General features: G+C 43.2%; 22 protein-coding genes and 2 tRNA genes. 12 read left to right on the plus strand and 12 right to left on the minus strand.

The features are described 5' to 3' along the window. Positions 1 to 216 precede the first annotated feature (216 nt). Both MTF70_RS15660 and MTF70_RS15665 read left to right on the plus strand, forming a co-directional pair. Positions 217 to 303 (plus strand) — tRNA-Leu (locus tag MTF70_RS15660). Between the two features lie 36 nt (positions 304 to 339). After that, a tRNA-Cys gene (locus MTF70_RS15665) sits at positions 340 to 413 on the plus strand. A 5-nt stretch (positions 414 to 418) separates the two neighbouring features. Here MTF70_RS15665 and MTF70_RS15670 read toward each other — a convergent pair. The 5 genes from MTF70_RS15670 to rnk all read right to left on the minus strand — a co-directional run bounded on the left by MTF70_RS15670 (position 419) and on the right by rnk (position 5805). Further along, the gene (locus tag MTF70_RS15670) at positions 419 to 1411 is read right to left on the minus strand and encodes an LLM class flavin-dependent oxidoreductase (RefSeq protein WP_005376038.1); all 993 of its coding nucleotides are present in this window, start codon (positions 1409 to 1411) and stop codon (positions 419 to 421) included. Positions 1412 to 1646: 235 nt separating this feature from the next. Next, the gene (locus tag MTF70_RS15675) at positions 1647 to 2687 is read right to left on the minus strand and encodes a GGDEF domain-containing protein (protein WP_225455651.1); all 1041 of its coding nucleotides are present in this window, start codon (positions 2685 to 2687) and stop codon (positions 1647 to 1649) included. A 298-nt stretch (positions 2688 to 2985) separates the two neighbouring features. After that, positions 2986 to 3972, minus strand: coding sequence for an ABC transporter substrate-binding protein (locus MTF70_RS15680; protein WP_213986622.1), 987 nt, complete (start codon positions 3970 to 3972; stop codon positions 2986 to 2988). A gap of 227 nt (positions 3973 to 4199) precedes the next feature. Further along, complete coding sequence (locus tag MTF70_RS15685) at positions 4200 to 5159, minus strand: diguanylate cyclase (RefSeq protein WP_170890245.1); 960 nt, start codon at positions 5157 to 5159, stop codon at positions 4200 to 4202. Positions 5160 to 5397: 238 nt separating this feature from the next. Next, a complete protein-coding gene (gene rnk / locus MTF70_RS15690) occupies positions 5398 to 5805 on the minus strand; it encodes a nucleoside diphosphate kinase regulator (RefSeq protein ID WP_005376048.1) in 408 nt (135 codons plus the stop codon). Between the two features lie 527 nt (positions 5806 to 6332). On the opposite strand from rnk, the gene nirB reads away from it, so the two are divergent. The 4 genes from nirB (at position 6333) to cobA (ending at position 11244) form a co-directional block, all read left to right on the plus strand. Continuing rightward, a complete protein-coding gene (gene nirB, locus MTF70_RS15695; RefSeq protein WP_213893396.1) occupies positions 6333 to 8897 on the plus strand; it encodes a nitrite reductase large subunit NirB in 2565 nt (854 codons plus the stop codon). A 13-nt stretch (positions 8898 to 8910) separates the two neighbouring features. Continuing rightward, positions 8911 to 9234 (plus strand): nitrite reductase small subunit NirD, encoded by a 324-nt coding sequence (nirD, locus tag MTF70_RS15700; RefSeq protein ID WP_054575426.1) that lies wholly within the window; start codon positions 8911 to 8913, stop codon positions 9232 to 9234. 195 nt (positions 9235 to 9429) lie between these two features. After that, positions 9430 to 10278, plus strand: a complete 849-nt coding sequence (locus MTF70_RS15705; RefSeq protein WP_005387971.1) for a formate/nitrite transporter family protein — start codon at positions 9430 to 9432, stop codon at positions 10276 to 10278. A 207-nt stretch (positions 10279 to 10485) separates the two neighbouring features. Further along, a complete protein-coding gene (cobA, locus tag MTF70_RS15710) occupies positions 10486 to 11244 on the plus strand; it encodes a uroporphyrinogen-III C-methyltransferase (protein ID WP_213986623.1) in 759 nt (252 codons plus the stop codon). Between the two features lie 16 nt (positions 11245 to 11260). Here the strand turns inward: cobA and MTF70_RS15715 are convergent, their stop codons facing one another. After that, positions 11261 to 11701 carry a DUF4174 domain-containing protein gene (locus MTF70_RS15715; RefSeq protein WP_213986624.1) on the minus strand — a complete coding sequence of 147 codons (441 nt, stop codon included), beginning with the start codon at positions 11699 to 11701 and terminating at the stop codon, positions 11261 to 11263. Between the two features lie 119 nt (positions 11702 to 11820). Between MTF70_RS15715 and MTF70_RS15720 the strand changes: the two genes are divergently transcribed. Further along, positions 11821 to 12309 (plus strand): NYN domain-containing protein, encoded by a 489-nt coding sequence (locus tag MTF70_RS15720; RefSeq protein ID WP_005376059.1) that lies wholly within the window; start codon positions 11821 to 11823, stop codon positions 12307 to 12309. 85 nt (positions 12310 to 12394) lie between these two features. Here the strand turns inward: MTF70_RS15720 and MTF70_RS15725 are convergent, their stop codons facing one another. After that, positions 12395 to 13726 carry an anaerobic C4-dicarboxylate transporter gene (locus tag MTF70_RS15725; RefSeq protein WP_005376060.1) on the minus strand — a complete coding sequence of 444 codons (1332 nt, stop codon included), beginning with the start codon at positions 13724 to 13726 and terminating at the stop codon, positions 12395 to 12397. A 419-nt stretch (positions 13727 to 14145) separates the two neighbouring features. Here MTF70_RS15725 and MTF70_RS15730 point away from each other — a divergent pair, with 419 nt between their 5' ends. Both MTF70_RS15730 and MTF70_RS15735 read left to right on the plus strand, forming a co-directional pair. After that, positions 14146 to 14883, plus strand: a complete 738-nt coding sequence (locus MTF70_RS15730; RefSeq protein WP_042520969.1) for a siderophore ferric iron reductase — start codon at positions 14146 to 14148, stop codon at positions 14881 to 14883. Between the two features lie 89 nt (positions 14884 to 14972). Continuing rightward, positions 14973 to 17144: a TonB-dependent receptor gene (locus tag MTF70_RS15735; RefSeq protein WP_213986625.1), complete on the plus strand. Its 2172-nt coding sequence runs from the start codon at positions 14973 to 14975 to the stop codon at positions 17142 to 17144. A gap of 49 nt (positions 17145 to 17193) precedes the next feature. Here MTF70_RS15735 and MTF70_RS15740 read toward each other — a convergent pair whose 3' ends face one another. Beyond that, positions 17194 to 17385, minus strand: a complete 192-nt coding sequence (locus MTF70_RS15740; protein ID WP_005376066.1) for a DUF2986 domain-containing protein — start codon at positions 17383 to 17385, stop codon at positions 17194 to 17196. A gap of 136 nt (positions 17386 to 17521) precedes the next feature. Between MTF70_RS15740 and MTF70_RS15745 the strand changes: the two genes are divergently transcribed. Both MTF70_RS15745 and MTF70_RS15750 read left to right on the plus strand, forming a co-directional pair. Further along, positions 17522 to 18031, plus strand: a complete 510-nt coding sequence (locus tag MTF70_RS15745; RefSeq protein WP_025767743.1) for a GNAT family N-acetyltransferase — start codon at positions 17522 to 17524, stop codon at positions 18029 to 18031. A 14-nt stretch (positions 18032 to 18045) separates the two neighbouring features. Then, complete coding sequence (locus tag MTF70_RS15750) at positions 18046 to 18435, plus strand: nitrous oxide-stimulated promoter family protein (protein ID WP_025767744.1); 390 nt, start codon at positions 18046 to 18048, stop codon at positions 18433 to 18435. Between the two features lie 49 nt (positions 18436 to 18484). Here the strand turns inward: MTF70_RS15750 and MTF70_RS15755 are convergent, their stop codons facing one another. Then, positions 18485 to 19645 carry an MFS transporter gene (locus MTF70_RS15755; protein WP_017634647.1) on the minus strand — a complete coding sequence of 387 codons (1161 nt, stop codon included), beginning with the start codon at positions 19643 to 19645 and terminating at the stop codon, positions 18485 to 18487. 176 nt (positions 19646 to 19821) lie between these two features. Next, a complete protein-coding gene (gene trxC / locus MTF70_RS15760; RefSeq protein WP_005387991.1) occupies positions 19822 to 20256 on the minus strand; it encodes a thioredoxin TrxC in 435 nt (144 codons plus the stop codon). 162 nt (positions 20257 to 20418) lie between these two features. On the opposite strand from trxC, the gene MTF70_RS15765 reads away from it, so the two are divergent. After that, the gene (locus MTF70_RS15765; protein ID WP_054579613.1) at positions 20419 to 21513 is read left to right on the plus strand and encodes a ketoacyl-ACP synthase III; all 1095 of its coding nucleotides are present in this window, start codon (positions 20419 to 20421) and stop codon (positions 21511 to 21513) included. Between the two features lie 85 nt (positions 21514 to 21598). On the opposite strand, the gene MTF70_RS15770 is transcribed toward MTF70_RS15765, so the two are convergent. Continuing rightward, complete coding sequence (locus MTF70_RS15770) at positions 21599 to 22924, minus strand: DUF1501 domain-containing protein (protein ID WP_213986626.1); 1326 nt, start codon at positions 22922 to 22924, stop codon at positions 21599 to 21601. 9 nt (positions 22925 to 22933) lie between these two features. Beyond that, positions 22934 to 24502: a DUF1800 domain-containing protein gene (locus MTF70_RS15775; RefSeq protein WP_213961088.1), complete on the minus strand. Its 1569-nt coding sequence runs from the start codon at positions 24500 to 24502 to the stop codon at positions 22934 to 22936. Positions 24503 to 24649 lie beyond the last annotated feature (147 nt).

A 24649-nucleotide genomic window follows, 5' to 3' on the forward strand; every position in this document is an offset into this window, starting at 1 on the left:
GAGTCAGAGTATAAGATACCGGTGCCAAACCTACTGTGCGTCCAATCATTATCCATATTGGGTGAGAAATATACCTGTCGGAACATTTGTTGTTCAGTCAGTTGATAAATATCAAATTTATTGTTGACCAGATAAATTAATCCGTTAAAGTACGCCTCGTTCTCACGGCAAAGGCCGCTGAGACAGATGGTGTCTAACCCATCGCATGATTGCGTTGCCCTGGTGGTGGAATTGGTAGACACAAGGGATTTAAAATCCCTCGGCGTTCGCGCTGTGCCGGTTCAAGTCCGGCCCGGGGCACCATCAAAATCTTTGGTGACAGAGATACAAAATCAGAAAGGCGCCTTGGCAGAGTGGCTATGCAGCGGATTGCAAATCCGTGGACCTCGGTTCGACTCCGGGAGGCGCCTCCATTCTTTTACTTGTCCATGAGTTCCGATAGTAACCTGTAGGATCTCAACTTCTCAGATTGTTCAAACACCATCGTGTTTACCATAATTTCATCTGCCCCAGTGCGTTCCAAAAGTTTCTCAATTTTCTGTCTTACATATGTTTGATCACCATGGATAGATTCACGTAATTGAGTTTCAACGTGAAGCTTTTCCTGTGCTGACCATAGTGGTGCCATACTTTTCACTGGTGCGCGAAGTTTTTCGCGATTGCCGCGAATCATTTTTAAGAATTTTTGCTTCTCTGTTGTCGCGAGAAAATCTGCATGTGACTGAGTATCCGCTACGATAACGTTGGCACAAATCATCACATAGGGTTGAGCTAAATGCTCGGATGGGACAAACTCATCTCGATAAAAGTTTAGAGCACGAGACATTGCATCTGGAGCAAAGTGTGCAGCAAATGCGAAAGGTAAGCCTCTCTTAGCTGCTAAACGTGCGCTGTATGTACTCGACCCCAGAAGCCAAATCGGCAGAGATGTGTTGTTACCTGGATAAGCCGCGACTGGTTGATTTCGAGATACGGGACCAAGAAAGAAATTAAGTTCCTCCAACAGCTCTTCAAAGTCAGGATCCATATGCTCTGGTTCCCGCCTTAATGCATGCATTGTTTGGTAGTCGGTGCCTGGTGCGCGTCCTAATCCGAGGTCAATACGACCAGGGTATAATGCCTCTAACGTTCCGAATTGCTCTGCAATAACTAGTGGTGCATGGTTAGGTAACATGATTCCACCTGATCCTAAACGGATCGAGTTCGTGTGCGCTCCAATATGACTGAGTAATACACTGGTTGCGGCACTGGCGATGTCGGGCATGTTATGGTGTTCAGCCATCCAAAACCGATGATAGCCCCAGGACTCGATTGATTGAGCTAATTCAACGGAGCGTTCGAACGTTTCGGTGAAGTTTGTTCCGTCGGACACGGGTGCCAAATCCAGAACAGATAAACGAGGAAAAGACATAGGATAGTTATAGCCTGTTAATGAATCTTAACTATCATATGGTGGTGAAAGTTGACGTTTAAAAGGGGAGGATTAACCATTCACAATGGATTATTTTTCTTCAATGCCTGGAGAGCGTTTAGCTTACGAGTTTAGCTTTTGCTATGTGATAAAAGCGGCTTTATTACTGTAAGTGGCCACAGTGGTCGATGTCGTTGAATATTCGCATGTAGAACGTTTCCACAGCTACTTTAGATTAAAACATAGGCCTCTTTAACAGCGAACTGCTGTTGTCGACAATAGTGAACGAGCTAGCTTTAGAACGTTTTGACTGATACATAGACTTGTCTGCCGCTGTTAATAATTCATGTACATTCGACCCATGCTCAGGATAGAGTGCAATACCAATGCTAGCTCCGACGCATAACTCTTTACCTTTAAAATGAATTACTTTTTCTATTTCTTGGATATAGCGTAGTGCACATGCAGACAGAGACGTACCTGTTGTGTGTGAACGATGAATAATAATAAATTCATCTCCACCAAAGCGGCCTACCATGTCTGATTCGTCGATAATACTTGATAATCTACTAGCTACAGATTTTAACACTGCATCACCTGCCTCATGGCCATGGCTATCGTTAATATCCTTAAATAAATTTAAATCTATAAAAAACAAACTAAAACTATTCTCACTGCCTCTGAAATTACGCGTAAGCTGGATCAAATGTTTTTCTATTGCTCGACGATTGTAGATATTAGTTAAGGAGTCGTGCTCAGACAAAAATACCAAACTTTCTTTTTGACGATTTAGAACTGAAGTTTGATTCTCTACTTCTTCTTTAAGTTTTGATTTTGATATTGTTGTGTGGTTTAACAATGCCGCCATTTTATTGAAGTAACAAGACAGATTTTCAAATTCCGTGAATTGATTTTCTGAAGGGATTTTATAGTCAAAATTTGACCTGCTTAATTGTTTTATTCCATTTATAAACCTTTGAAAGCTTCTCTTGAACTTTATTTTTATATAAAAGCATAATAGCATAACAACCAGAGAGATAAAAATAATACCTGCTTGAGTGTAATAATTTAAATTTTGTAGTTTTGTAGACTTATTATTAAGTATTTTTTTATAAATATATATTATTTCATTATTCATATCCTGGGATACAATGTTTATTCTGGATTGTATGACAGGATTTGATTTATTATAATTTACGACTGAATCATAATGGCGATCTTTGTCTAGTAAATGATTATTTTCGTATTGAACTAAAAAATACAGTTCGAGATTCATTTTTTTTAGGTCTTTAGTAAGGTATAAAACATCTTCATTTTGAGATAATAATTCGTTTAATTTGTTATGAGAAATCATGAATTGTGTGAAATTGTTTTTTCCCCTATTTTGAGTGTAAGCCCAAAGATAACTACTTAATGACTCTAATGATATTTGTATGTCCATTATTTGGTTTAATTGTTTCTTGGCTTTATAATCTTCTATTTTTATGAAGCTTATGTATACTATAACGCTGATACATAGTATTACGCTTAGACTGAATAGTGATGCTAAATAGTGGTTTAACGAACGATGCATTTTAATCTAGACCATCAAAATATGAATTGATATAGTTTTCTTTAAATATTTTTCTGTAATTTGGAATCTGTCCTTCTACATAGTTTTGTTTTAATGCCCAATTAGCTTCTGATTGTAATGTAAATAATAAAGAATTCGTTAAATTTAATCGAAAGTTATAATCATCCCAACTCCAAGATATTTCTTCAACTGTTGTGTTAAGTTTTTGTGATAGTATTTTCATTGTTAAATGAGGGTTTTTATCCATCCAGTTAATTGAGTGATGAAGTGACTTTATTATTTTCATTACTTCTTGATCTGATTTTTCAATGTGTATTTCTTTTGATACAAGCAAAAAGTAAAGTTTATACACGCCAATAATTCCTATGTTCTTTACTTCTTCATTTATTCTATTCTTGGCCATAAATCCGTATGGCTCCCAAGTAGATATTGCATCGACGTTTCCTTGCATTAAATTATTTATAATAACCTGCGTTGTTGATGATATTTTTTCTACTTTTTCTAAATCAATGTCATTTACCTGTAGCAACAAGTCTAAGTAATATTCGCTAGCGCTCTTTTTTATTACACCAACCTTTTTTCCTGGTAATTTATCTATACTTTCTATGCCAGACCGCTTTTTAGTTAGCAGCTTAATATCATTCGTAGAAGATGCAAAAGAAGTGATTAATGCTAAATCTTTGTATTCAAAGCTTTTAAACATCAGTACGCTTTCAGAAAAAGTGGCGTAATTAACATGGTTTTCTAGAAGTAGGTTTGAACATTCGACCCCTCCAAAGCACATGATAAGTTCGACGTTTAAATCGTTTTCTTCAAACGCACCTATGTGCTCTGCAATGATAAAAGGGGCTGACAGAGGCGTCTTAGATATACCGATTGTTGTAGGTTTGTGGATAGCATTTGATACCGTTGTTAATTTTAAATAAGCAACTACTAATGCAGAAAGAACTAAAATTATGATAACTGTAGAAATCTGTTTTGTATCCATCAAAAACAACTCCCTTCATAATAGTAGTAATTAATCTATCAGTTAAATGAGTGTAGTTGCTTATTGGGTTGATGCTAGGAGAGGAGAGGATTTATTTGTATCGTGCCAAATTTATGAGTACCTAGGGGTAATTTCGGTAACTGGCTTAGATATAAAGAATTTATCTTGAGTTAGTTCAAGTTGTAGCAAATGACTGATTTCATAACATGATGATTTATGGAGAGATATCAACTTTTTAAGTTGAAAAATTGTACTCCATTTTTGCCATTTTTCTTTATCTCATACATTGCGTGATCGGCTTTTTGATACACTTCATTAAACGGTTGCTTTCCTTTGTTAAAGAGACAAACACCGATACTCATTCCTATCGTTACTTTATGTAAGTCTTGATTTATCGCTGGAATGATTGAATCTAAGAGTTGATTGCAAAGTTGGGATATTTCCTCTCGACTTGAATGCCAGTTTAAGATAACAAATTCATCGCCTCCTATGCGTCCAACTTGAGACTTGCTTGACGCAAGCTCTGTTAAGCTATTGGCGATATTGATGAGGAGGGTGTCGCCAGTATGATGGCCTAGCTGGTCGTTAACTGCTTTAAAATTATCTATATCAACAAACACTAAAGCAGACTGCTGAGACGGTTCGGTTTGAGGTTGATGATTAAAGTTTTCCTCAATTGCTTTTCTATTTAACAATCCAGTCAATGGATCACTCGAAGCCAACTTGGCCAGTTGCTGCTCATAACGCTTTTCTTTTGTAATATCGATATGAGTACCCATCATCCGTAGTGGTTCGCCATCAGAACCATACTCGACGATGCGCCCTCGATCGTAGACCCAGCTATCACTGCCGTCTTTATGAATCATGCGATGTACTACCTCATAAAGGTCGGTCTTGCCTGCTAGGTGATCTTCAAATGCACCCACTGCAAGATCGTAATCTTCAGGGTGGAGATTGCTTTTCCATGTTTCAACCGTGGCGGTTAACTCATGGGGCTGATAACCTAGCATTTTGCCCCATTGCATATTGAATATCGTCAAAGTACCTGAAGGAATATGCTGCTCCCACAAACACAGTCCATTACTGTCGAGTGCAGCATTCAACTTTTCTTGTAGTCGCGCATTCTTCCGCTTCAGCTCTTCATTTTCTTTTTCTAAGCAGGCAATTCGAGTTAGATATTCTTCCATTTTGCGCATAATTTACGTCGTTTTCGGAGCGACAATATACGAAAAATACTTTGCAATTTCTATGATTGAGCTTGGAGATATAAATATTGAATATGCGGTAAATAATAAAGAATCGGTGATGTTACTTAAGAGCAGCAAAGTAAATGCTTGGAAAACAAAGAAGGAAATAGGGGGTAAGCGAGGGGCTCTCCTGGTGCAAAGTCTTAAATGGAGGCCTTTGCACCGGGACTACTGAGGGCTAGCGGTTTAGTGCACCACAACGCTCAGGTTGGTATGTGATATCGACAATTTCAATTGTCTTCACTTGATTATTTGGCATTGGCCATTCAAGTTTTTGACCAACAGACAAACCGATCAGTGCGCTGCCTACGGGCGCAAAAATAGAGATATCATCACTGCTTTTCAGTTCAGAAGGGTAAACCAGTGTCTTTGTCATGGTTCTATCTTCACCTGAAAATTTAAACTCTACAGTCGAGTTCATCGTGACCACGTTATCTGGCATTTGTTCTGGCTCAAGAACTGTTGCTCGGTCGAGCTCTGCTTCTAATTCCACAAGCTCCGCTGCGATGTTTGGCATTTTATCCAACAAAGCCGTGATTCGGTTCATATCTAAGCTTGAGATGTAGATAGAATTGTTTTCTGACATTTTATGACTCCCAAATAAAAGGCCGCCTCACAAAAATGGGACGGCACTCTATATGTCAATTACGGTATCAATCATATGGACGCTATTCCATATGAACTAAACCTGATTTTAGTCTTTATAGTGCGACTTAGCTAGTAAAAAATTTTTGTTGTGAAGCTTGATTTTTCTAAATCTTTCAATCACTTCAGATATTGTTCTCTGATCACCTTGAAACGGTGAAGTCAAGTGAGTGCGTCGTTTAGAAGAAAAGCAGGATTTATCGTAGGTGTGCTCGGTTTCGATGGTCAACCTAACTTCATAAAAGCAAAACGGTATAGTCCGTTGCTAGCATGGCTTCGGTTATCTCAGTTTGTTAAAACTACCAATATCCGTTAATAAATTACTTTTTATTTCGCAATAGTCAGATAAATACGTTCATCTACCCCTTTAGGGTAGTTTGAAATTGTAATTGATTTACATCATGTATTAATTTTCTTTCACAATTAACAATGAGCTCAGTGATAAGAACCTAACCCTTAGGAATTATAATGAGCAAGTTGAAGCTAGTAGTCATCGGTAACGGTATGGTAGGGCACCGTTATATTGAAGACTTAGTCGAGAAAGCTGATATGTCTAATATAGACATTACGGTTTTCTGTGAAGAACCTCGTGTCGCATACGACCGTGTGCACCTTTCCTCTTACTTTTCTCACCATACTGCAGATGAACTTTCTTTAGTAAAAGAAGGCTTCTACGAGAAACACGGTATTAACATGCTGATCGGCGAACGCGCGATTAACATCAACCGTGAAAACCGCATTGTTTACTCAAGCACTGGCCGTGAAGTTCAATACGACAAGCTTATTCTTGCTACTGGCTCATTCCCATTTGTTCCACCTATCAAAGGTCACGAAAGCAAAGACTGTTTTGTTTACCGTACTATCGAAGATCTTAAAGCGATCGAAGCGTGTGCGAAGAAGAGCAAATCAGGCGTTGTTGTCGGTGGTGGTCTGCTAGGTCTTGAAGCAGCAGGCGCATTGAAAGCACTGGGTGTAGAAACGCATGTTGTTGAGTTCGCACCGAAGCTAATGGCTGAGCAACTTGACCTTGCTGGTGGTAACCAACTTCGACAAAAGATCGAGCGTATGGGCGTGAACGTTCACACCAGCAAAAATACGCTTGAGATTGCGCCAGAAGGCACAAACGCACGCAACGTTATGCGTTTTGCTGACGGTTCAGAACTAGAAACAGACTTCATCGTATTCTCTGCAGGTATTCGTCCACAAGACAAACTAGCACGCCAAATGGAGCTAGAAGTGGCACCTCGTGGCGGTGTTGCTATCAACGACCATTGTCAGACTTCTGATGAGAACATCTACGCGATTGGTGAGTGTGCGTCTTGGAACGAAATGTTCTACGGCCTTGTTGCTCCTGGCTACAAGATGGCGACCGTTGCTGTTGACCACCTACTAGGTAACACAGAAAGCAAATTCGAAGGCGCTGACATGTCTGCGAAGCTGAAACTTCTAGGTGTAAAAGTAGGTTCAATCGGTGACGCGAACGGTCGTACTGAAGGCTGTAAGAGTTACGTTTACCAGAACGAAGAACAAGAAGTTTACAAACGTCTTATCGTTTCTAAAGACAACAAGAAACTGCTTGGCGCGGTTATGGTTGGCGACACCTCTGACTACGGTGACCTGCTTCAACTTATGTTGAACGAAATCGACCTACCAGAACACCCGGATGCGTTGATCCTTCCTGCACACGCAGGCGCTGAGAAACCAGCACTCGGTGCAGACGCTCTACCAGAAAGCGCAGTAATCTGTTCTTGTTTCGACGTAACCAAAGGCAAGATCGCACAAGCGGTTGCTGATGGTCACCACACATTGGGCGACATCAAAGCAGTGACTGGCGCAGGTACAGGCTGTGGTGGTTGTATTCCTCTAGTGACCTCTGTTCTAAATGCTGAGCTTGCTAAATCTGGTATCGAAGTGAAGAACGACGTGTGTGAGCACTTTGCATACTCACGCCAAGAGCTGTTCCACCTAATCCGTATTGAAGAGATCAAAACGTTTGATGAGCTTCTAGAGAAATACGGTAAAGGTTACGGCTGTGAAGTTTGTAAACCACTGGCTGGTTCTATCTTGGCTTCTTGCTGGGGTGAGCACATTCTTAAGCCACAACTGGTTAAGCTGCACGACACGAACGATAACTTCCTAGGTAACATCCAAAAAGACGGTACTTACTCTGTTATCCCACGTATGGCGGGTGGTGAAGTAACACCTCAAGCACTGGGTGCGTTAGCGAACGTTGCAGCAGAATACAACCTATACACCAAAGTAACCGGTGCTCAACGTATTGGTCTGTTTGGTGCTCAAAAAGACGATCTTCCAGAGATCTGGCGCAAGCTTATCGACGCTGGTTTCGAAACAGGTCAAGCGTACGCAAAAGCACTTCGTATGGCGAAGACCTGTGTTGGCTCAACGTGGTGTCGTTACGGCGTTCAAGACTCTGTTGGTCTGGGTTCTTACATCGAGAACCGTTACAAAGGCATTCGTACACCTCATAAGATGAAGTTCGGTGTTTCTGGCTGTACTCGTGAGTGTGCGGAAGCACAAGGTAAAGACCTTGGTATTATCGCGACTGACGCAGGTTGGAACATGTACGTATGTGGTAACGGTGGTATGAAACCTCGTCACGCAGACCTACTTGCAAGTGACCTAGATAAAGAAACGCTAATCAAGTACATCGACCGCTTCATGATGTTCTACATCCGTACTGCTGCGCCACTACAACGCACATCAGTTTGGATGGAAAACATGGAAGGTGGCGTTGACTACCTACGCGAAGTGATTGTTAACGACAAACTTGGCATCAACACTCAACTAGAAGCTGACGTAGCGAAGCTTGTAGACGAGTACGAGTGTGAGTGGACTGCGACCATCAACGACGAATCACAACTGACTCGTTTCGCGCACTTCATCAACTCTGACAAGCGCGATGAAAACGTCGTGTTTGTACAAGAGCGCGAACAGCACCGCCCAGCAACCTTCACGGAAAAACACCCTGAAGCGAAAGGCGACATCCTACACGTAGCGATCACTGAAGCATAAGGGAAGTTTGATTATGTCATTTGAAAAGATTTGCCAAATCAGCGACATCGTACCGGGCACGGGTGTTTGTGCTTTGGTTAATGGTCAGCAAGTTGCGGTATTTCGCCCAACACAAGCAGAAGAAGTGCTGGCGATCAGCAACACAGACCCGTTCTTCCAATCAAACGTGCTTTCTCGCGGTTTGATCTGTGAGCACCAAGGCGAGCTTTGGGTGGCAAGCCCACTTAAGAAGCAGCGCTTTAACCTGACAACAGGTGCGTGCATGGAAGACGAACGTTTTAGCGTGAAAGCGTACAAAACGCGTGTAACCAACGGCGAAGTAGAAATCTCTGCGTAAGCTTGGTTTTCATTCCCTCCTCTTAGGGGGAGGGAATGAACTGAAACCTAGATTCAATAGACAAAGGCTTTCCAAGCATCATCTCAGGGGAACAGGGAAGCGAGGTGTTGTAGATAGCGTTCAGGTGTCAACGGGAAGCCTTTCTCTATTCAATCTTTAACTTTTTAACTTTCAATTTTGGATAAGGACACATTCATGTCTACTGATTTTAAGCCTGCAGAATTCGTGCAAACCATGATCAATGTTGGTGAAGCGAAAACTAATACAAGCACGCGAGACCTTCTGCTTCGCGGTACGATGGCTGGCGTTATTCTTTCGCTTGCGGTGGTGGTTGCTATTACCGCGATTGTACAAACGGGTATCGGTCTTGTAGGAGCACTTGTTTTCCCCGTTGGTTTCGTAATTCTAAGTGTGATGGGGTATGACCTAGTAACCGGTGTTTTTGGTCTAGCGCCTCTGGCTAAGTTTGCTAACCGTCCGGGCATCACTTGGGGTCGTATCTTCCGTTGTTGGGGTCTTGTAGGCTTGGGTAACCTTATCGGTTCTCTGATCGTTGCTTACCTAGTGGCTATCTCTCTAACAGGTAACTTCTCTCTAGAACTGAATGCAGTAGCGAAGAAATTTGTGGCTGTTTCTACCGCGCGTAGCCTTGGTTTTGAAAACATGGGTATGGACGGATGGATCACGTGTTTCGTACGTGGCATCTTCTGTAACCTAATGGTATGTCTAGGCGTTATCGGCAACATGACTGCACGTTCAGTGTCTGGTCGCGTAGCAATGATGTGGTTCCCAATCTTCATCTTCTTCGCACTAGTATTCGAGCACACAGTAGTAAACATGTTCCTATTCCCACTAGGTATGATTCTAGGTGCGGATTTTGGTATCGCGACTTGGTTGAACTTCAACCTTATCCCAACCATCCTAGGTAACATTGTTGGTGGTCTAGTAATGACTTGTATTCCACTGTACCTAACTCACGCTAAAACTGCGCCTTCTATCAATGCTGAAGAAGAAGTAAAAGCACAACCTGCAATGGCTAAATAACCATTAACGGGTAATTCGCTTAATATGGTCCCGCTTCTGGATGGGCGGGACTGTTCTCTAACTTGGATTTCAATTTTTAACTTTCACTTTCGCGACATATTTTATTGGTTTAGCTATAAAAAGTAATAACTCCTTAGAGTGGTTTTAGCCCTAAGTGCATAACGCGAGTGTTACTCTTTATATCTAAATTTTTCGATAGGCGTTGATATGACTACTGCTCACTCATCTTTAAACAGCGGCTTAGTTTCTCTTGTTGGTGCAGGTCCAGGTGATCCTGATTTGCTCACAGTAAAAGGCTTAAAAGCCATTCAAGCGGCTGAAGTTCTGGTGTACGACCGATTGGTGTCGAAAGATATTCTTGAATTGGCTCATGCATCAGCAGAGATGATTTACGTTGGCAAAAAATTGGACTTTCACTGCGTGCCTCAAGATCAAATCAATCAAATCTTGGTGCAGAAAGCGCAAGAAGGTAAGCGTGTTGTACGTCTGAAGGGCGGTGACTCATTTATATTTGGCCGTGGTGGTGAAGAGCTAGAAGAGCTAGCCGAATTTGGCATCAAATACGAAGTGGTTCCGGGTATTACGGCGGCGGCGGGCGCGACGGCTTATGCTGGTATTCCATTAACACACCGCGACCATGCACAAAGCGTTCAATTTATCACTGGTCATGTACAAAAAGATGGTCGTGAGATTGAATGGCATTCACTAGCGCAATCCAACAACACACTTGTGTTCTATATGGGTTTGAAGCAAAGCGGCCATATTATGGATAAGCTGGTCACTCACGGGTTAGATCCTGAGATATCATGCGCCATTATTGAAAACGGTACGCGCCCAGAGCAGCGCGTGTTCCAAGGAAAGTTGAACGAGCTATCGATCATGGCAGAGCAAGCCGTGAGCCCAGCATTGATTGTGGTTGGCAGCGTGACTCAACTTCACAACAAGTTGGATTGGTTCGCAAAGTAATACTGCTCAGAAGTGACTATATTTTACAGGGGCTTTGTTGCCTCTGCATTTCTTGCTTACGCATAGGCATTTGATCAATGAGGTTGTTGATAAACGGCCAGTCTGTTTCTGCGCCCCAACGGTGCTTTTCTAGCCCATCTTTACCAAGCAAAATAGCGGTATGAGAACCTTTTTCGACCTCATAAAGACGAGCTAGCATTTTTAGGTCGAACTCTTCTTTAAGCCAAGCAGGAAAAGTATAACCTTGTTCTGTAATGACCAGCGTGACGACATCTCTGTCTTCCAACTCACACTCATTCATAAGTGTTTCTAGCAAGAATTGTTTGACGTATTCATCATTTTCTGGCGCAAAGTAGAGCACACTTCTATGTGGCCAGTATTTGGAGTGCGCTAGATAACCAAATGCTGTCGATGACAAGATACAAGAAAGCAGTATCACTAGTAACTTTCCGCCCATGACAGTTCCCCTAGAAACCCAAATAACTTTTTATACGTTAAGTTTAGTGGAATTGGCTCATTGTGCTTTTTCCAAAACTGGCATAGGGTAGGCAGCAAATAAATTGAGCGTAGAAATAGATGAGTTCGGAAAGCAAACAAAAAATCGCCATTTTGGTTGATGTACAGAATGTGTATTACACCTGTCGCGAAGCGTATCGAAGCAATTTTGATTACAACCAGTTTTGGTATGTTGCCACACAAGGGAAAGAGGTGGTAAGTGCTCGTGCTTATGCTATTGCGAGCAATGATCCCAAGCAACGTCAGTTCCACCATATTCTTCGGGGTGTTGGCTTTGAGGTGATGCTTAAACCCTACATCCAGCGTCGTGATGGTAGCTCGAAAGGCGATTGGGATGTGGGTATTACTCTCGATGCAATTGAAATTGCTCCCGAAGTTGAGGAAGTGATTCTAGTTTCGGGAGATGGAGACTTTAGTCTGCTAGTAGAGAGAATTCAGCAGCGCTTCAATAACACGGTGACCGTTTATGGTGTACCTAAGCTAACATCCCAAACTCTGATTGATTGTGCCGACAATTTTGTCGCGATTGATGACGATTTCTTGCTGTAGTAATAGTGCAATAAAGAAAGGCGAGTCACTCAGGCTGTACGAAACGTACAATGACTCGCCTCTAATTTATCGTTGATTTGGCTAGTTACGAAGGAATGATCATTTGCCCTAGCAAGTAACCCAAGCAACACGCACCAATCACGCCGATTAAGCCCACAGACATGAATGAGTGGTTGAAGTACCACTTACCAATCTTAGTTGTGCCCGAGGTATCGAAGTTCACAGTCGCGATATCTGAAGGGTAGTTTGGAATAAAGAAGTAGCCGTATACCGCTGGCATCAAGCCGATAAGCAGCGCAGGTTCCAAACCTAAGCCGAGACCAACAGGCAGCATCATGCGAGCCGTTGCAGCTTGAGAGTTCACCACAACCGACACAATGAATAACGCAAGCGCGAATGTCCAAGGATAGTTGGTTACCATCTCAACGATGCCAGATTTAAATTGAGGCATAGCGTACTGGAAGTAGGTATCTGACATCCATGCAATACCGAAGATAGCAATCGCCGCCACCATACCAGATTTAAATACCACCCCATTTGGTACGTCACGCGGGTCAGTTTTGGTCGCAAGCAAAATGATACCGCCGAAGCAGAGCATCATCATTTGAATCACAACTGCCATGCTGATTGGCTTCGAGCCATCTACGATGGTACGAATGTCTGGCCACATCGCGATAACGACGATAACCAAGATAGAAGCAATGAACAGCAATACAGAGTTACGAGCACTTGTTGGTAGTACTTCATCAAGAGACGTTGCAGTTGTGTTGAGGATTTTTTCTCTCCACACAGGATCTTTCAAACGCTCTTGGTATTCTTCATCGTCGTCTAGCTCTTTACCACGCTTTAGGCTGTAAAGTGACATCAACAACGTACCGAATAGCGTTGCAGGTACAGTAACGAGCAGAATTGAGAGCAGAGTGATCTCGTGTTGAATATCAGAGAGTTGCGCCAAGTAGTAAACTACGGCCGCTGAAATTGGTGATGCCGTGATTGCGATTTGAGAGGCGACAGAAGCGGCAGCCATAGGACGCTCAGGACGAATGCCGTTTTTAAGTGCAACGTCGCCAATGATTGGCATGATAGAGTAAACCGCGTGACCTGTACCAAGTAGGAAGGTCATAAAGTAAGTCACGAACGGAGCAATAAGGGTGACGCGTTTTGGGTTCTTACGAAGCACACGCTCGGCAACTTGCAGCATGTATTTCAAACCGCCAGCGGCTTCAAGAATGGAAGCACATGTTACCACCGCTAAAATGATCAACATGACGGTGACAGGAGGAGAGGTTGGCGGCATCTTAAAGATGAAGACTTCAATCACCAAGCCAATTCCGGATACGACCCCAAGGCCTATACCACCATAACGTGAGCCGATATACAGCATCACGAGCAAAAATAGAAACTCAAGATACAACATGTGGATTTCCTTATTCAAAACAGAGGGCTACATAGCCAAATTACCTCTTTGTATTGTCTCGATATTCAGAAAGAAAATACTTCATGTTGTTCACAATCCGCTGGATAAGAAACAGCAATATTCAATTATTGGCAATAACTCACGCTACACAGGGGAACTGTTAACACAGTTTTATCAGGGTGTTTTTATGCTGTGTATTTTTGCGATCATGTGAGCGTTAAATGCGAAGAGGTTTAAGAGTTTGTTGCTATTCATCGCATACGTAACCAGACCTTACAGTTTCACAGAACGCGGAAATACAGTCATAACTAACCCTAAAGGTGCTTCTTTGTTATGAAAACGCAAAGGATAATAGTTTGCATTGCGATTGGTGCTTGGGTATAAAGGTGTCAGAATGACTACACCAACAATAAGCCATCATGTCTGAGCAATTTTTCCCGCAACTGTTTCAAACTTCGAGTGAGATTACACCTTATCTACACGGTGATATCGGCGAGATAGGGCAAGAAGCTATCCATATCGAGAATGATATCAACCCGATCATCCAAGGCCTTTACCAGCAAATCTCGGAGGCTCATCCGGAAGCGGGAAAAGCATATTGGTTGACAAGAACGTGGGATTTACTTTGTTGGCAGCCAGTTTATGTCGCATTCATCTCTATTTACGGTTACCACACGTTGCCAAACATTCGCGAGATAGCGCAGCACCTCAAACCTTGTTTTGTTTCTGGGTACCGATTCGCCGACGAAGCGCATATACATGGCGAGCCAGAAGCGTTGATAAAAGAGGCGGGGCGTCAAATCCGAGAACTGTTCGACTTCTATCAACAAGAGATGAGTCAATGGACACGCATTCGTCCTGGCTTCACCCATCAATTGATGTCTGACGGAATCATGGCTTGTTTAATTCGTCTCCAACAGCGCTTTCCGCAAATGACTAACTCGACACTTCAGGAGCATGCGGTCTTGTGGCTAAGCGCAATGGGTTTGGATGTTGATAATAGCCGCTCACTTCATGAGACGGAATCTGATCAGCCGCTAAAGTTAGTAAGAAAAAGTTGTTGTTTAGTCTATAAGTGTGAAGGCAGAAAGCTTTGTGCAGATTGTCCTCGTTTAGAGGAAAATCGACAGCTTATGAGCAAGAAGGTTCTTAATTAACATTTATTTAACTTGTGTAACAGTGCTCGATTTGAGAGTGAGAATAAGTATCATTGCATGCTCTTGTTGACAACAAAAAGATAAATACAATGATGAAAAGGACGTTTTCTTTCAATCTCATCGTACTTGCGATGAGCAGTGGATACGCAGTTAGCTCAATAGCAGCAGAAGATCTTCAACAAACATCGACTCCGAGCGATGAGCAATTGGTTGTTGTAGGCAGTGTGATGCCGAAATCGATCTCCGATATTCCAGGAACGGTTTGGTTTGTTGGCCAAGAAGAGATTGCTCAGCAATATCGTGCGGGCAAGACACTGGGTGATATTCTTTCTGCAACCATCCCTTCTTTAGACGTCGGCACCGGTGGTCGAACTAACTATGGTCAGAACCTTCGCGGTAGAGCAATGTTGGTAATGATTGATGGTGTCTCGTTACAGTCTTCTCGCCCGATTAGTCGTCAGTTAGATGCAATAGACCCATTCAACATCGAGCGAATTGAAGTACTATCTGGTGCAACCTCCATTTATGGTGCAGGCGCTACTGGTGGTGTTATTAACATTATCACCAAGAAAGCGTACTCGGATGACTTGTCGTTTGAATCCTACGTGAGTGGCACTACAGGCTTTAATAGCAGCGATGACTTTGATTACAAACTCGCTCAGTCTATCTCGGGTGGTAATGAGCGAATTATCGCTAGAGGTTCGGTTGTGTACACCGAGACACAAGGTGCATTTGACGCAAATGGCGACATTGTCACCCCAGACATTTCACAGGGCTCTTTGCAGTATAATTCAACGCTCGATGTTATGGGATCGACCGAGATTCAAATCTCCGATGCCAGCAAGTTAAACCTTGTCGCACAATACTATGACAGCCAGCAAGATTCGCCATACGGTTTGTACATTGTTAACAATAAATTTGTTGATGTACGAGAGGGGTTCGATTCCGACCGTGAACATGGTACAGAGCGAGTTCTCTTAAGTGCGAACTACGCTCACGACAGCGTATTCGGTCATCAACTGATAGGCGAGTTATCTTACCGTAGTGAAGACCAAACCTTTACTCCTTATTACCAAAGTGCCTCTCAACAAAAAACAGAAGTTTTTGCTGGGCGCTTAGCGTTAGCTAAAAGCTGGGAGTCATTCAAACTTGTTTATGGTGTCGATGCGTACTTAGACCGTTTTGAAAGTAACCAGGCTCTGTTCGATCCAACCATTGCGAACAGCTCTGGGAACTTAATTAATCGAACCTATGCCGAAGTGGGGCGTTACCCAGATGTTGATGTGGCGTCTTACGCAATGTTTGTCCAAGGGGATTACCAAATCAATCAAGATTGGTCAGTACAAGCAGGCTACCGCTACCAATACATGGACAATAAGATTGATGATTTTGTTGCCTATAGTATACAAAAGAAGATCGCATCGGGTAATGGTGTATCAGCGGATGCGGTACCAGGTGGCAGCACTGACTACTCTGTGAGCTTATTTAATTTGGGCACCATTTATCAGCTTAACGATGAATCTCAGCTTTGGGCGAACTTCTCTCAAGGTTTCGAACTCGCTGATCCTGCAAAGTACTACGGCCAAGGTAGCTACGATGCCGCGGATGCAAATGGTCACTACGCGTTGAACAATAGCATTAACGTATCTGACTCAAAAATGTCGGGCATCAAAACGGACAGCTATGAAATTGGTTACCGATTAGATACGGATACTGTCGCACTGCAAGCGGCGGGTTACTACTCGGTGTCGGATAACTCAATCAAGTATGACAAGAAGACGCTCCTAATCACCAATGTTGATGACGAGCAACGTGTATACGGTGCCGAAGCAAACATTAACTACTGGGTAAACCGTGATATTTTGTTAGGTGCATCAGGTCACTATGTGGTTTCTGAGCTGAAAACCAACGGTAAGTGGGAAGATCTAAGTGCGGGTAAAGCAAGTACATCAAAAGCGAACGCGTGGGCGGCTTACTATCAGGATGGCTATTCACTACGTCTACAAAGCCAGACGATGTTTGATTACGAAGATGACGCAAACAACAAACTAGATGGATACACTACGTTTGATCTTCTTGGTAACGTAACACTACCTATCGGGCAGTTAGGTTTTGGTATTCAAAACCTATTTGACGAAGACTACACAACCGCTTGGGGACAACGTGCGCAGATTCTTTATGCAGCACACTACGATGCAGCAGCGTACGACTACAAAGGAAGAGGTCGCACATTCACACTGAACTACAGTGTTGAATACTAAAGCTAACTCGCTCCAAATATCAAAAAAGCCGCTTGAAGCGGCTTTTCTTTTAGGCTTGATCTGTCTGCGCTGTGTCTACAACGTTTTCCGTGTGTTCTGAAGCTTGGTTTTGTTCTTCAGCTTCCATTTTCGCGCGTTCAGCTTTGGAGATATAACGCGGCTTATTGCTCTTATGTAGCTTAGCGTTATGCTTCTTCTGCTTCGCTTTCAAGATCTGATTGATTTTCTTCTTGCGGTTCATGGTGGTGGTCCTTTAATTTAGCGAGGCAGGATAGTTACTTTTTTATCAAGTTACAACTAAATAAGCGCCGGTATCGGTCGCAAAATTCAAGTACGTTCCTATGTCCAATCATCTATCGCGTTTTAATGGAGCCCAAATGAAAACACTGTACACCGAACGTTTGATACTGCGTCTTGTGAGTGTAAATGATGCACCATTTATACTAGAACTTTATAACCGCCCAGACTTCTACCGTTTTGTCGGAGACAAACAAATTCGTACCGAATATGAAGCGGCGCGTTACATAAAAGAAAACATGCTACGCATGCAAAAAATTAGAGGCGTGAGTTTACTCGTTGTAGAGAAGAAAGAAGATGGACAACCCATCGGGATTTGTGGGTTGGTTAAACGTGACACATTACAACACTATGATCTCGGATATGGATTTTTACCTTCCGCTTATGGCTTCGGCTACGGAACGGAGTCTGCAACCGCAGTGCTGGAATACGCTAGAGAGGAAATGAAACTCGATAATTTGGTTGCCATCACCAACAATGACAATATTCGTAGTATAAGTTTGCTCAAAAAACTGGGCTTTGAGTTTGAACGAGTTGAGCAGCAATATGATAATGGCCGCACGTTAGAACTTTACACAATGATGTTGTGATTTTTGGATAGCGCATGAGCGATATTTTACTTGGCAAACTCGCCACTGAATTTAAGACAGTAAAAGCCATGGTAGAGGTTTACTGTCATGACCATCATGGAACAAAACGTGACTTATGCTCAGAATGTCATGAGCTGCTTGAATACGCAGAAGTGCGCCTCGACCGCTGTCCTTATGGAGAGAATAAACCGACGTGTAATAAATGTCCGATTCACTGCTACAAACCAGAGCCGAAAGAACAAATGCGTTTGGTCATGCGTTACTCTGGCCCCAGAATGTTACTGAAACATCCCATCTTGGCGGTTCGTCATTTGCTTCATGAAAAGCGAATGGTACCGGAAAAGCCTGCAGCGAACGCGTCAAACCGTCACAAGCGTTTATCTAAACAAAAATGCGAAGAATAAAAAAACGAGGGCGACATGCCCTCGTTTTCGTTGAGTAGAAGCGGCGTGGTTAGAGGCCAGCGGCCATACGCTGCTTGGTTTTGCTCGCAGCAAGTAGCATGTATACGCCAGTCGCAACCAAAGCGGCAAACAAGTAGCCTAGCAAGCCGTGTTCTTGGCCCATAAATTTATCAGCGACAACAGGACCAGCAACAGAGCCGATGCTGTAGCTAAACAGCATGACTTGTGTCGCAGAGACAATAAAGCGTTCATCAAGTCCTTCGCAACCTAAGTTGATTGCAATCGGGTACAAGGCAAAAGTAGCTGCACCTAAAAAGAATAATGCAGCAGCCAATACCACGGCTGACGAGGAAATAAAGGTCATACCGATCGAAAAAATACCCAAAATACAGAAAAACGCCATTAGCACTGTGCGGCTCATGTATTTGTTTAACGCGGTCACCATTGGTTGAACTAGCATGCCACCTAGAATCACTAGCGCCATCAATGTACCAATGTCTTGATGGCTAATTTTACGGTTAGTTAACTCAACTGGCATTAATCCGTAGATCGCGCCTAAGGTCAAACCTGAAACAACACAACCAATAATTGCTGCATGGTTTAGTTTGGCAATTTGCTTAAATGATAAAGCGGTTGATTCATGGCTGTTTGGCTGCTCACACTCAATGAACATTAGCACCAGCATCGCCATTAAGATCAACGTCGTGATCGCAATAAACGGAACGCCGCCACTTACGCCAAGCACGCCAATACCAAACTGGCCTAATGCTGAACCACCATAAAGCGATAGCATGTACAAGCTCAAACGTCTCGCACGCGATGCTTCGTCTCCAGACATTAGCCAAGATTCAACAATGACAAAAACACCAGCAACCGCGATACCCGCAATAAAGCGAGCGGCAAGCCACATCAATCCGTTAGCAAACACGGGTAGTGTGACGATAGTTAGCGAAAATACGGCCAAGCAACCAATAAACGCGTTACGGTGACCAACTTGACGTACGATACGTTCAATAAAAATAGCACCGGTTAATAAGCCGCCATAAAACACACTCGCCAACCAACTCGCGTAATCTGCTGAGATGTTGTATTCACCGAGCATGAGAGGGATCAAGCTCATTAAATAGCCCGAAGCCACCGCATAAAGAGACAGTGCGACGACTGGAACTGTAACTCGTGGTGATGCTGCAGGAACGACTGTGTTTTCCACTGTTTTGCGCCTATAAGTTAAATGAAATCTAAGGGTTATTCGGCGCGAATATGAGGCTAATAGTTAGGCAAGTAAAATGATAAATTTAAGTCGTTTCGATAAATAATATTTGTTAACTAGATAGGTTGATAAGTTGCATAAAAACGCCAACCTACAAACAAGGTTGGCGTGGAAGATTATTTAGTAAGTGCTTGATTTAACCATTGATCGAATTGAGTTTTAGGTAACGCACCATTGATCATATCAACGCGTTGACCATTCTTGAAAACCATAATGGTAGGAATACTGCGAATACCAAATTGCGTCGCAAGTTGTTGTTGAGCTTCGGTATCAATCTTAACAAAACGAGCCGTTCCGGCTTGCTCATGAGCAACATCAGAGAAAACAGGAGCAAAACCAACGCACGGGTTGCACCATGGGGCCCAAAAATCTACTACAACAGGCATATCACTTTGTAATAGAGCAGAAAAGTTATCTTGTGTACCTTCGATAGGCGAGCCGTCTAAAAGTGCACTTTTACATTTACCGCAAGTTGCAGATTCGGCAACGCGCTCATTAGGGACACGATTTAGACCGCCGCACGAAGGGCAGCGAGTTTTAAACGATGACATGACTTCTTCCTTTATTACGTATTGATGAAAACATGACTTACCAGTCAGCCTCATTATTTGTATACTTATTTTTTAACCTGCCGAAATAACGCAGCGCAGGTTTGTATTTGAGCCTAAGGTTCTAAGAAATTTTATTAAAATACAACAATAAATAGGTCTGCGATGACAAATTACTACGCTGAAATTACAGGTTGGGGGAAATGTGTTCCGCCAGCCGTGCTCTCTAACGATGATCTTAGCACTTTCCTCGATACTTCCGATGAGTGGATTCGTACCCGCACTGGTATCGAAAACCGCCGTATTAGTCATGTAAACACGTCAGACATGGCGACCGTTGCTGCTAAACATGCATTAGCTCGAGCAGGCGTCGATGCAACAGACGTGGATTTAATCATTGTGGCGACTTGTTCACCAGATTCATTGATTCCAAATATCGCGTCTAAAGTACAGCAGAACCTAGGTATTCGTGCAGCCGCTGCCTTTGACTTAAATGCCGCATGTACGGGATTTGTCTATGGCCTAGAAACGGGCACACGTTTGATTCAATCAGGTAACTATCGTAACGCGATCATTATTGGTGCGGAAAGATTGTCTTTCTACATCGATTGGGCAATGCGAGATACCGCTGTTCTATTTGGTGATGGTGCGGGCGCCGTTGTGTTATCAAGAACGGAAAAAGAAAAGGGTTTACTACAGTCTCAAATCGGTTGTGACGCAAAAGGCCGCGATATTCTGTCCGTACCAAAGTTTGGTACTTGTATGGATCGCTTTGCGGAAGACAACGGTTACTGGGATTTCAACTTTGTAGGACAAGAAATTTTCAAACGTGCGGTAAAAGGTATGGGGCTAGCTGCGAAAACCGTACTGAAAGCATCACAGTTAACGACGGAACAAATCGATGTTGTGATTCCGCATCAAGCGAATATTCGTATTATTCAAACCTTGTGCGACCTGTCTGGAATTCCACACGACAAAGCGTTTGTTAACATTCAAAACTATGGCAATACTTCAGCTGCGACGGTGCCAATTGCATTGTGTGAAGCGGTAGAGCAAGGTCGAGTTAACCCAGGTGATAACATGCTTCTTGCTGCGTTTGGTGCAGGTTTGACATGGGGTGCGGCAGTATTGAAATGGGGTGACCGCGTAACGCCAATTGGTGAAAGTGATGCGGTTCTGCCTGAATGTGAGCAATCCGCGCTAGAATTACTTGAGCGTGCCATTAAGCTGTGTAACGAACGCCGTCGCGACGAGGTGTAACGGACACTTTGCAAACATAAGATGAGTAAGGGAGCGCGAGGCTCCCTTATTTGATGATGTGTTCTACAGCTACCTGTAAAATATCTTACGACATAAAACCCAGGTTTGAATGGGTAAAATTACGGATGTTCGGGAACACGTATTCCAGTGCAGCGTTATCACTCACGCCCATCCACTGTGCTAGTGTTGAACCAACTTGATCAGCGGCAATTTTGGGTATGAGTCGGCCTTGAGAGTAATCATCGTTTCCGCCCAGTATTAGTTCCGGCCATGTACCGATAGGTTGTTTCCCATTTACCGCGCCTCCAATTAATAGTTGATGACCACCCCAGCCATGATCGGTACCATTTCCGTTGCTCATCATCCGTCGACCGAAGTCAGACATAGTGAAAGAGGTGACTTGCTTGTTTAGCCCTAACCGTTCGACTACACGATACATTGCTAAAAGGTTTGTCGCGAGATCCTCAAGTAACACTGGATGACGTGCCAGTTGCGAATCGTGTAGGTCATACCCAGAGTGTTTAACGAAAAAGACTTGTCGTTGCTGCTTCAGGACATCTTGGCTTGCTATCAATTTGTACACGGTTTGCATCTGCTTGCCGAGCGTCGATGACGTAAACAGCGGCTCGTCAGCAATGTGGTTGAGTTGCTCGCTCAGTACACTGCTCATTACCATCGACTCATCAACCATCAAATTAAAATGACCATTAAATGGATTGTCAGTTTGATGAGAGAGAAGGCGATCATAGATCCCCTTGTATAGCGGGTTATCAATCGCGGTAAGCTGAACCGCGCGATCTTTTTTCAGGACAGTTTGGCGGTGTTCCATTGCCCGTAACCAAAGCGAGTTGCCATGCACACTGTATAGCGGTGTTATTTCTGATTCAGAGTTTAATACATCCAACATTCTGCCAGCCCAACCAAGATTTTTAGACTCGCTCATTCCACCAAGTAACCAAGCGTCTGTTTGAGAATTATGAGAAAACAGTTGCTCGGGAAGTGATGCTTCACCTTGCTCAATAGCTTGTTTGGTGACGGGATGGTTGAGAATGCCACTATTGAGCACGATGCTGGCATCGCCTTGTTCGAAAACGGAAGTTAACGCATTTAACTTTGGGTGTAAGCCGAGCTTCACTGGGTGATTTGAGCTATCGACAGCACTCAAATTGATAGGGAGTATGTCTTCTTTGGCGACAGAGAGTGGCCCTCTGACTTTGGAATATTGACGATAATGCGCCTCCGATAATGGCAGTACGGTGTTGAATGCATCGTTTCCGCCTGCTAAATACACACATATTAATGCTCGAAAGTCATTGGATGGCGCTGCGAGAGAGTAACCTGGCAGACTAAGAGAGGCTAATGCGCCCATCGATAGCGTGCTTTGTATAAAATGTCGTCGTGAAATATCCATAATTCACTCCTAATCCTGAATATAGAATTCGTCGCCAGAAATGGCGGTAAATATCACTAGAGCGAGTTTTGTTGTTGGCACATAGTCCCCACGATAATCATTCAGGGCGGTGAGCATGAGCTCTTTCAATTCAGCAGAAGCCGTTCCAGCAAAGAAACGCTCGTTAACCAATTCGACTAAGGCACGGTGATCGTCCAGAAGAAGATAAAACTCGTTAAGATCGAAGTGGTAGGAATCACCACCTCCTCTACGAGTGCTGGTTAACATATAGTTGACCAAATCGGTATAAACAGACCAATTGAGAAGTTCATACTCTGGAGAGTTAATACCAGACTCCGTAAACTCGTTAGACGGCTGATAGTCTGGAGAGTAAAAATTAAACACGGAAGGAGAACGAAGCGGCCCTTGATTAGCGATGTTCATCATCGTTGTTGCGTCTTCGTAACGTGATCCTTTAACCGTAAAACCTGATGCTCGATGAAAATTAGTCAGGACCAGTATCGGTTCTTTCACTTTTATAGGCGGGGTATCCGTCATCCCTAATGCTTCAGGGTCGAGCAATATGGCTCGAACAACGGCGGTTAGATCGCCTTTTTCTCCTTCCCCATTGTTGTTAAATATCGTAGCAACACGCGCGACGTACGCTGGGCTTGGATTTGAACTGACCAAACGTTGGATAAGTAACTTTGAAACAAATGGAGCAACATTTGGGTGAGACATCAACATATCAATCACTTTTGAAAGCTCTTCTTGTGCGGTTAGACCCGATGGGATCACGTTCCCTAGAAATCGCTTCTCGCCGGTGTCGTGTCGCTGACTGATAACTCGCATCGGTTTCACGAATGCGATGTCGGAATTTTTCCATCCAGTTAATGCTCGCGCGAGCTCTTGAATATCAGTTTGATTGTACGTGGGGATAGGTTTGCCTGTTTCGTGGTTTAGCTTTTTACTGCCATCTAAATTGAGTTCATACAAACCGATAGTGAATAACTGCATTAACTCTCGAGCAAAGTTCTCATCGGGAAGCGTTCCTGTCGCACTATTTTCTTTTGCACTACCGAGCATAGACAAATAGCTCCCCATGACTGGATGGATGGAAACGTCATACAACAGGTCTCGGTAGTTGCCAAACGCATGCTCAACCAACAGATCGTAGTAATTCACTAACCCTGTAGGTTTGCTGGAAAGAACGCCGCCATAACGAGAAACGACTATGATCTGACTCAATGCATAAGCCGTTCGCTGTCTGAGCTGATCTTCAGCAGTAACAACAATCTGATACCAAGCATTTTCTCGGTTTGACTGTAGGCCTTTAGAAAAAGGCGTTTGATAAAGTGGTTGATGGTAGGTTGCTGGCAGGTTGATTTGTTTCTGTATCCAGTCCTCTAACCCGTTTTCCCTAACCTCATTAATTAACGCAGGAGTTGGTCCAAAAGAGGTTTGATAGAGAAAACGCGCAACGGTTTGATCGGATGGGGATTGCTGTATTTGTGCTGATACATTAGGCACATGGCTCAGCAATAAGATAGCCAATCCTAGTACCCAAGCAGAGATTTTATTTAGCTTCTGACGTCTCATAGTTAACTCGCTTACCCGAAGTAACGATTTAAGTCCATTTAACGGGAGTTATTAAGCTCTTTTGAGCTGTTTAGTAAATTTATGAAAATCAAGCAGCTGCATAGGCGAGTATAGTAGCTATAAGTGGTGAACAAAAAACTCAAACGA

This window comes from Vibrio sp. 2CM40D (assembly GCF_023161825.1).
GTDB classification, from domain to species: Bacteria; Pseudomonadota; Gammaproteobacteria; order Enterobacterales; family Vibrionaceae; genus Vibrio; species Vibrio alginolyticus.

Excerpts from the sequence above, each read along its gene's own strand:
- cobA (WP_213986623.1), top strand. The coding sequence starts at position 10,486 with ATGACTACTGCTCACTCATCTTTAAACAGCGGCTTAGTTTCTCTTGTT.
- nirB (WP_213893396.1), top strand. The coding sequence starts at position 6,333 with ATGAGCAAGTTGAAGCTAGTAGTCATCGGTAACGGTATGGTAGGGCAC.
- MTF70_RS15705 (WP_005387971.1), top strand. The coding sequence starts at position 9,430 with ATGTCTACTGATTTTAAGCCTGCAGAATTCGTGCAAACCATGATCAAT.
- MTF70_RS15765 (WP_054579613.1), top strand. The coding sequence starts at position 20,419 with ATGACAAATTACTACGCTGAAATTACAGGTTGGGGGAAATGTGTTCCG.
- MTF70_RS15725 (WP_005376060.1), bottom strand. The coding sequence starts at position 13,726 with ATGTTGTATCTTGAGTTTCTATTTTTGCTCGTGATGCTGTATATCGGC.
- MTF70_RS15740 (WP_005376066.1), bottom strand. The coding sequence starts at position 17,385 with ATGAACCGCAAGAAGAAAATCAATCAGATCTTGAAAGCGAAGCAGAAG.
- MTF70_RS15680 (WP_213986622.1), bottom strand. The coding sequence starts at position 3,972 with ATGGATACAAAACAGATTTCTACAGTTATCATAATTTTAGTTCTTTCT.
- MTF70_RS15675 (WP_225455651.1), bottom strand. The coding sequence starts at position 2,687 with ATGAATCTCGAACTGTATTTTTTAGTTCAATACGAAAATAATCATTTA.
- trxC (WP_005387991.1), bottom strand. The coding sequence starts at position 20,256 with ATGTCATCGTTTAAAACTCGCTGCCCTTCGTGCGGCGGTCTAAATCGT.
- MTF70_RS15735 (WP_213986625.1), top strand. The coding sequence starts at position 14,973 with ATGATGAAAAGGACGTTTTCTTTCAATCTCATCGTACTTGCGATGAGC.
- MTF70_RS15685 (WP_170890245.1), bottom strand. The coding sequence starts at position 5,159 with ATGGAAGAATATCTAACTCGAATTGCCTGCTTAGAAAAAGAAAATGAA.
- MTF70_RS15745 (WP_025767743.1), top strand. The coding sequence starts at position 17,522 with ATGAAAACACTGTACACCGAACGTTTGATACTGCGTCTTGTGAGTGTA.
- rnk (WP_005376048.1), bottom strand. The coding sequence starts at position 5,805 with ATGTCAGAAAACAATTCTATCTACATCTCAAGCTTAGATATGAACCGA.
- MTF70_RS15720 (WP_005376059.1), top strand. The coding sequence starts at position 11,821 with ATGAGTTCGGAAAGCAAACAAAAAATCGCCATTTTGGTTGATGTACAG.
- MTF70_RS15715 (WP_213986624.1), bottom strand. The coding sequence starts at position 11,701 with ATGGGCGGAAAGTTACTAGTGATACTGCTTTCTTGTATCTTGTCATCG.
- MTF70_RS15730 (WP_042520969.1), top strand. The coding sequence starts at position 14,146 with ATGTCTGAGCAATTTTTCCCGCAACTGTTTCAAACTTCGAGTGAGATT.
- nirD (WP_054575426.1), top strand. The coding sequence starts at position 8,911 with ATGTCATTTGAAAAGATTTGCCAAATCAGCGACATCGTACCGGGCACG.
- MTF70_RS15670 (WP_005376038.1), bottom strand. The coding sequence starts at position 1,411 with ATGTCTTTTCCTCGTTTATCTGTTCTGGATTTGGCACCCGTGTCCGAC.
- MTF70_RS15750 (WP_025767744.1), top strand. The coding sequence starts at position 18,046 with ATGAGCGATATTTTACTTGGCAAACTCGCCACTGAATTTAAGACAGTA.
- MTF70_RS15775 (WP_213961088.1), bottom strand. The coding sequence starts at position 24,502 with ATGAGACGTCAGAAGCTAAATAAAATCTCTGCTTGGGTACTAGGATTG.
- MTF70_RS15770 (WP_213986626.1), bottom strand. The coding sequence starts at position 22,924 with ATGGATATTTCACGACGACATTTTATACAAAGCACGCTATCGATGGGC.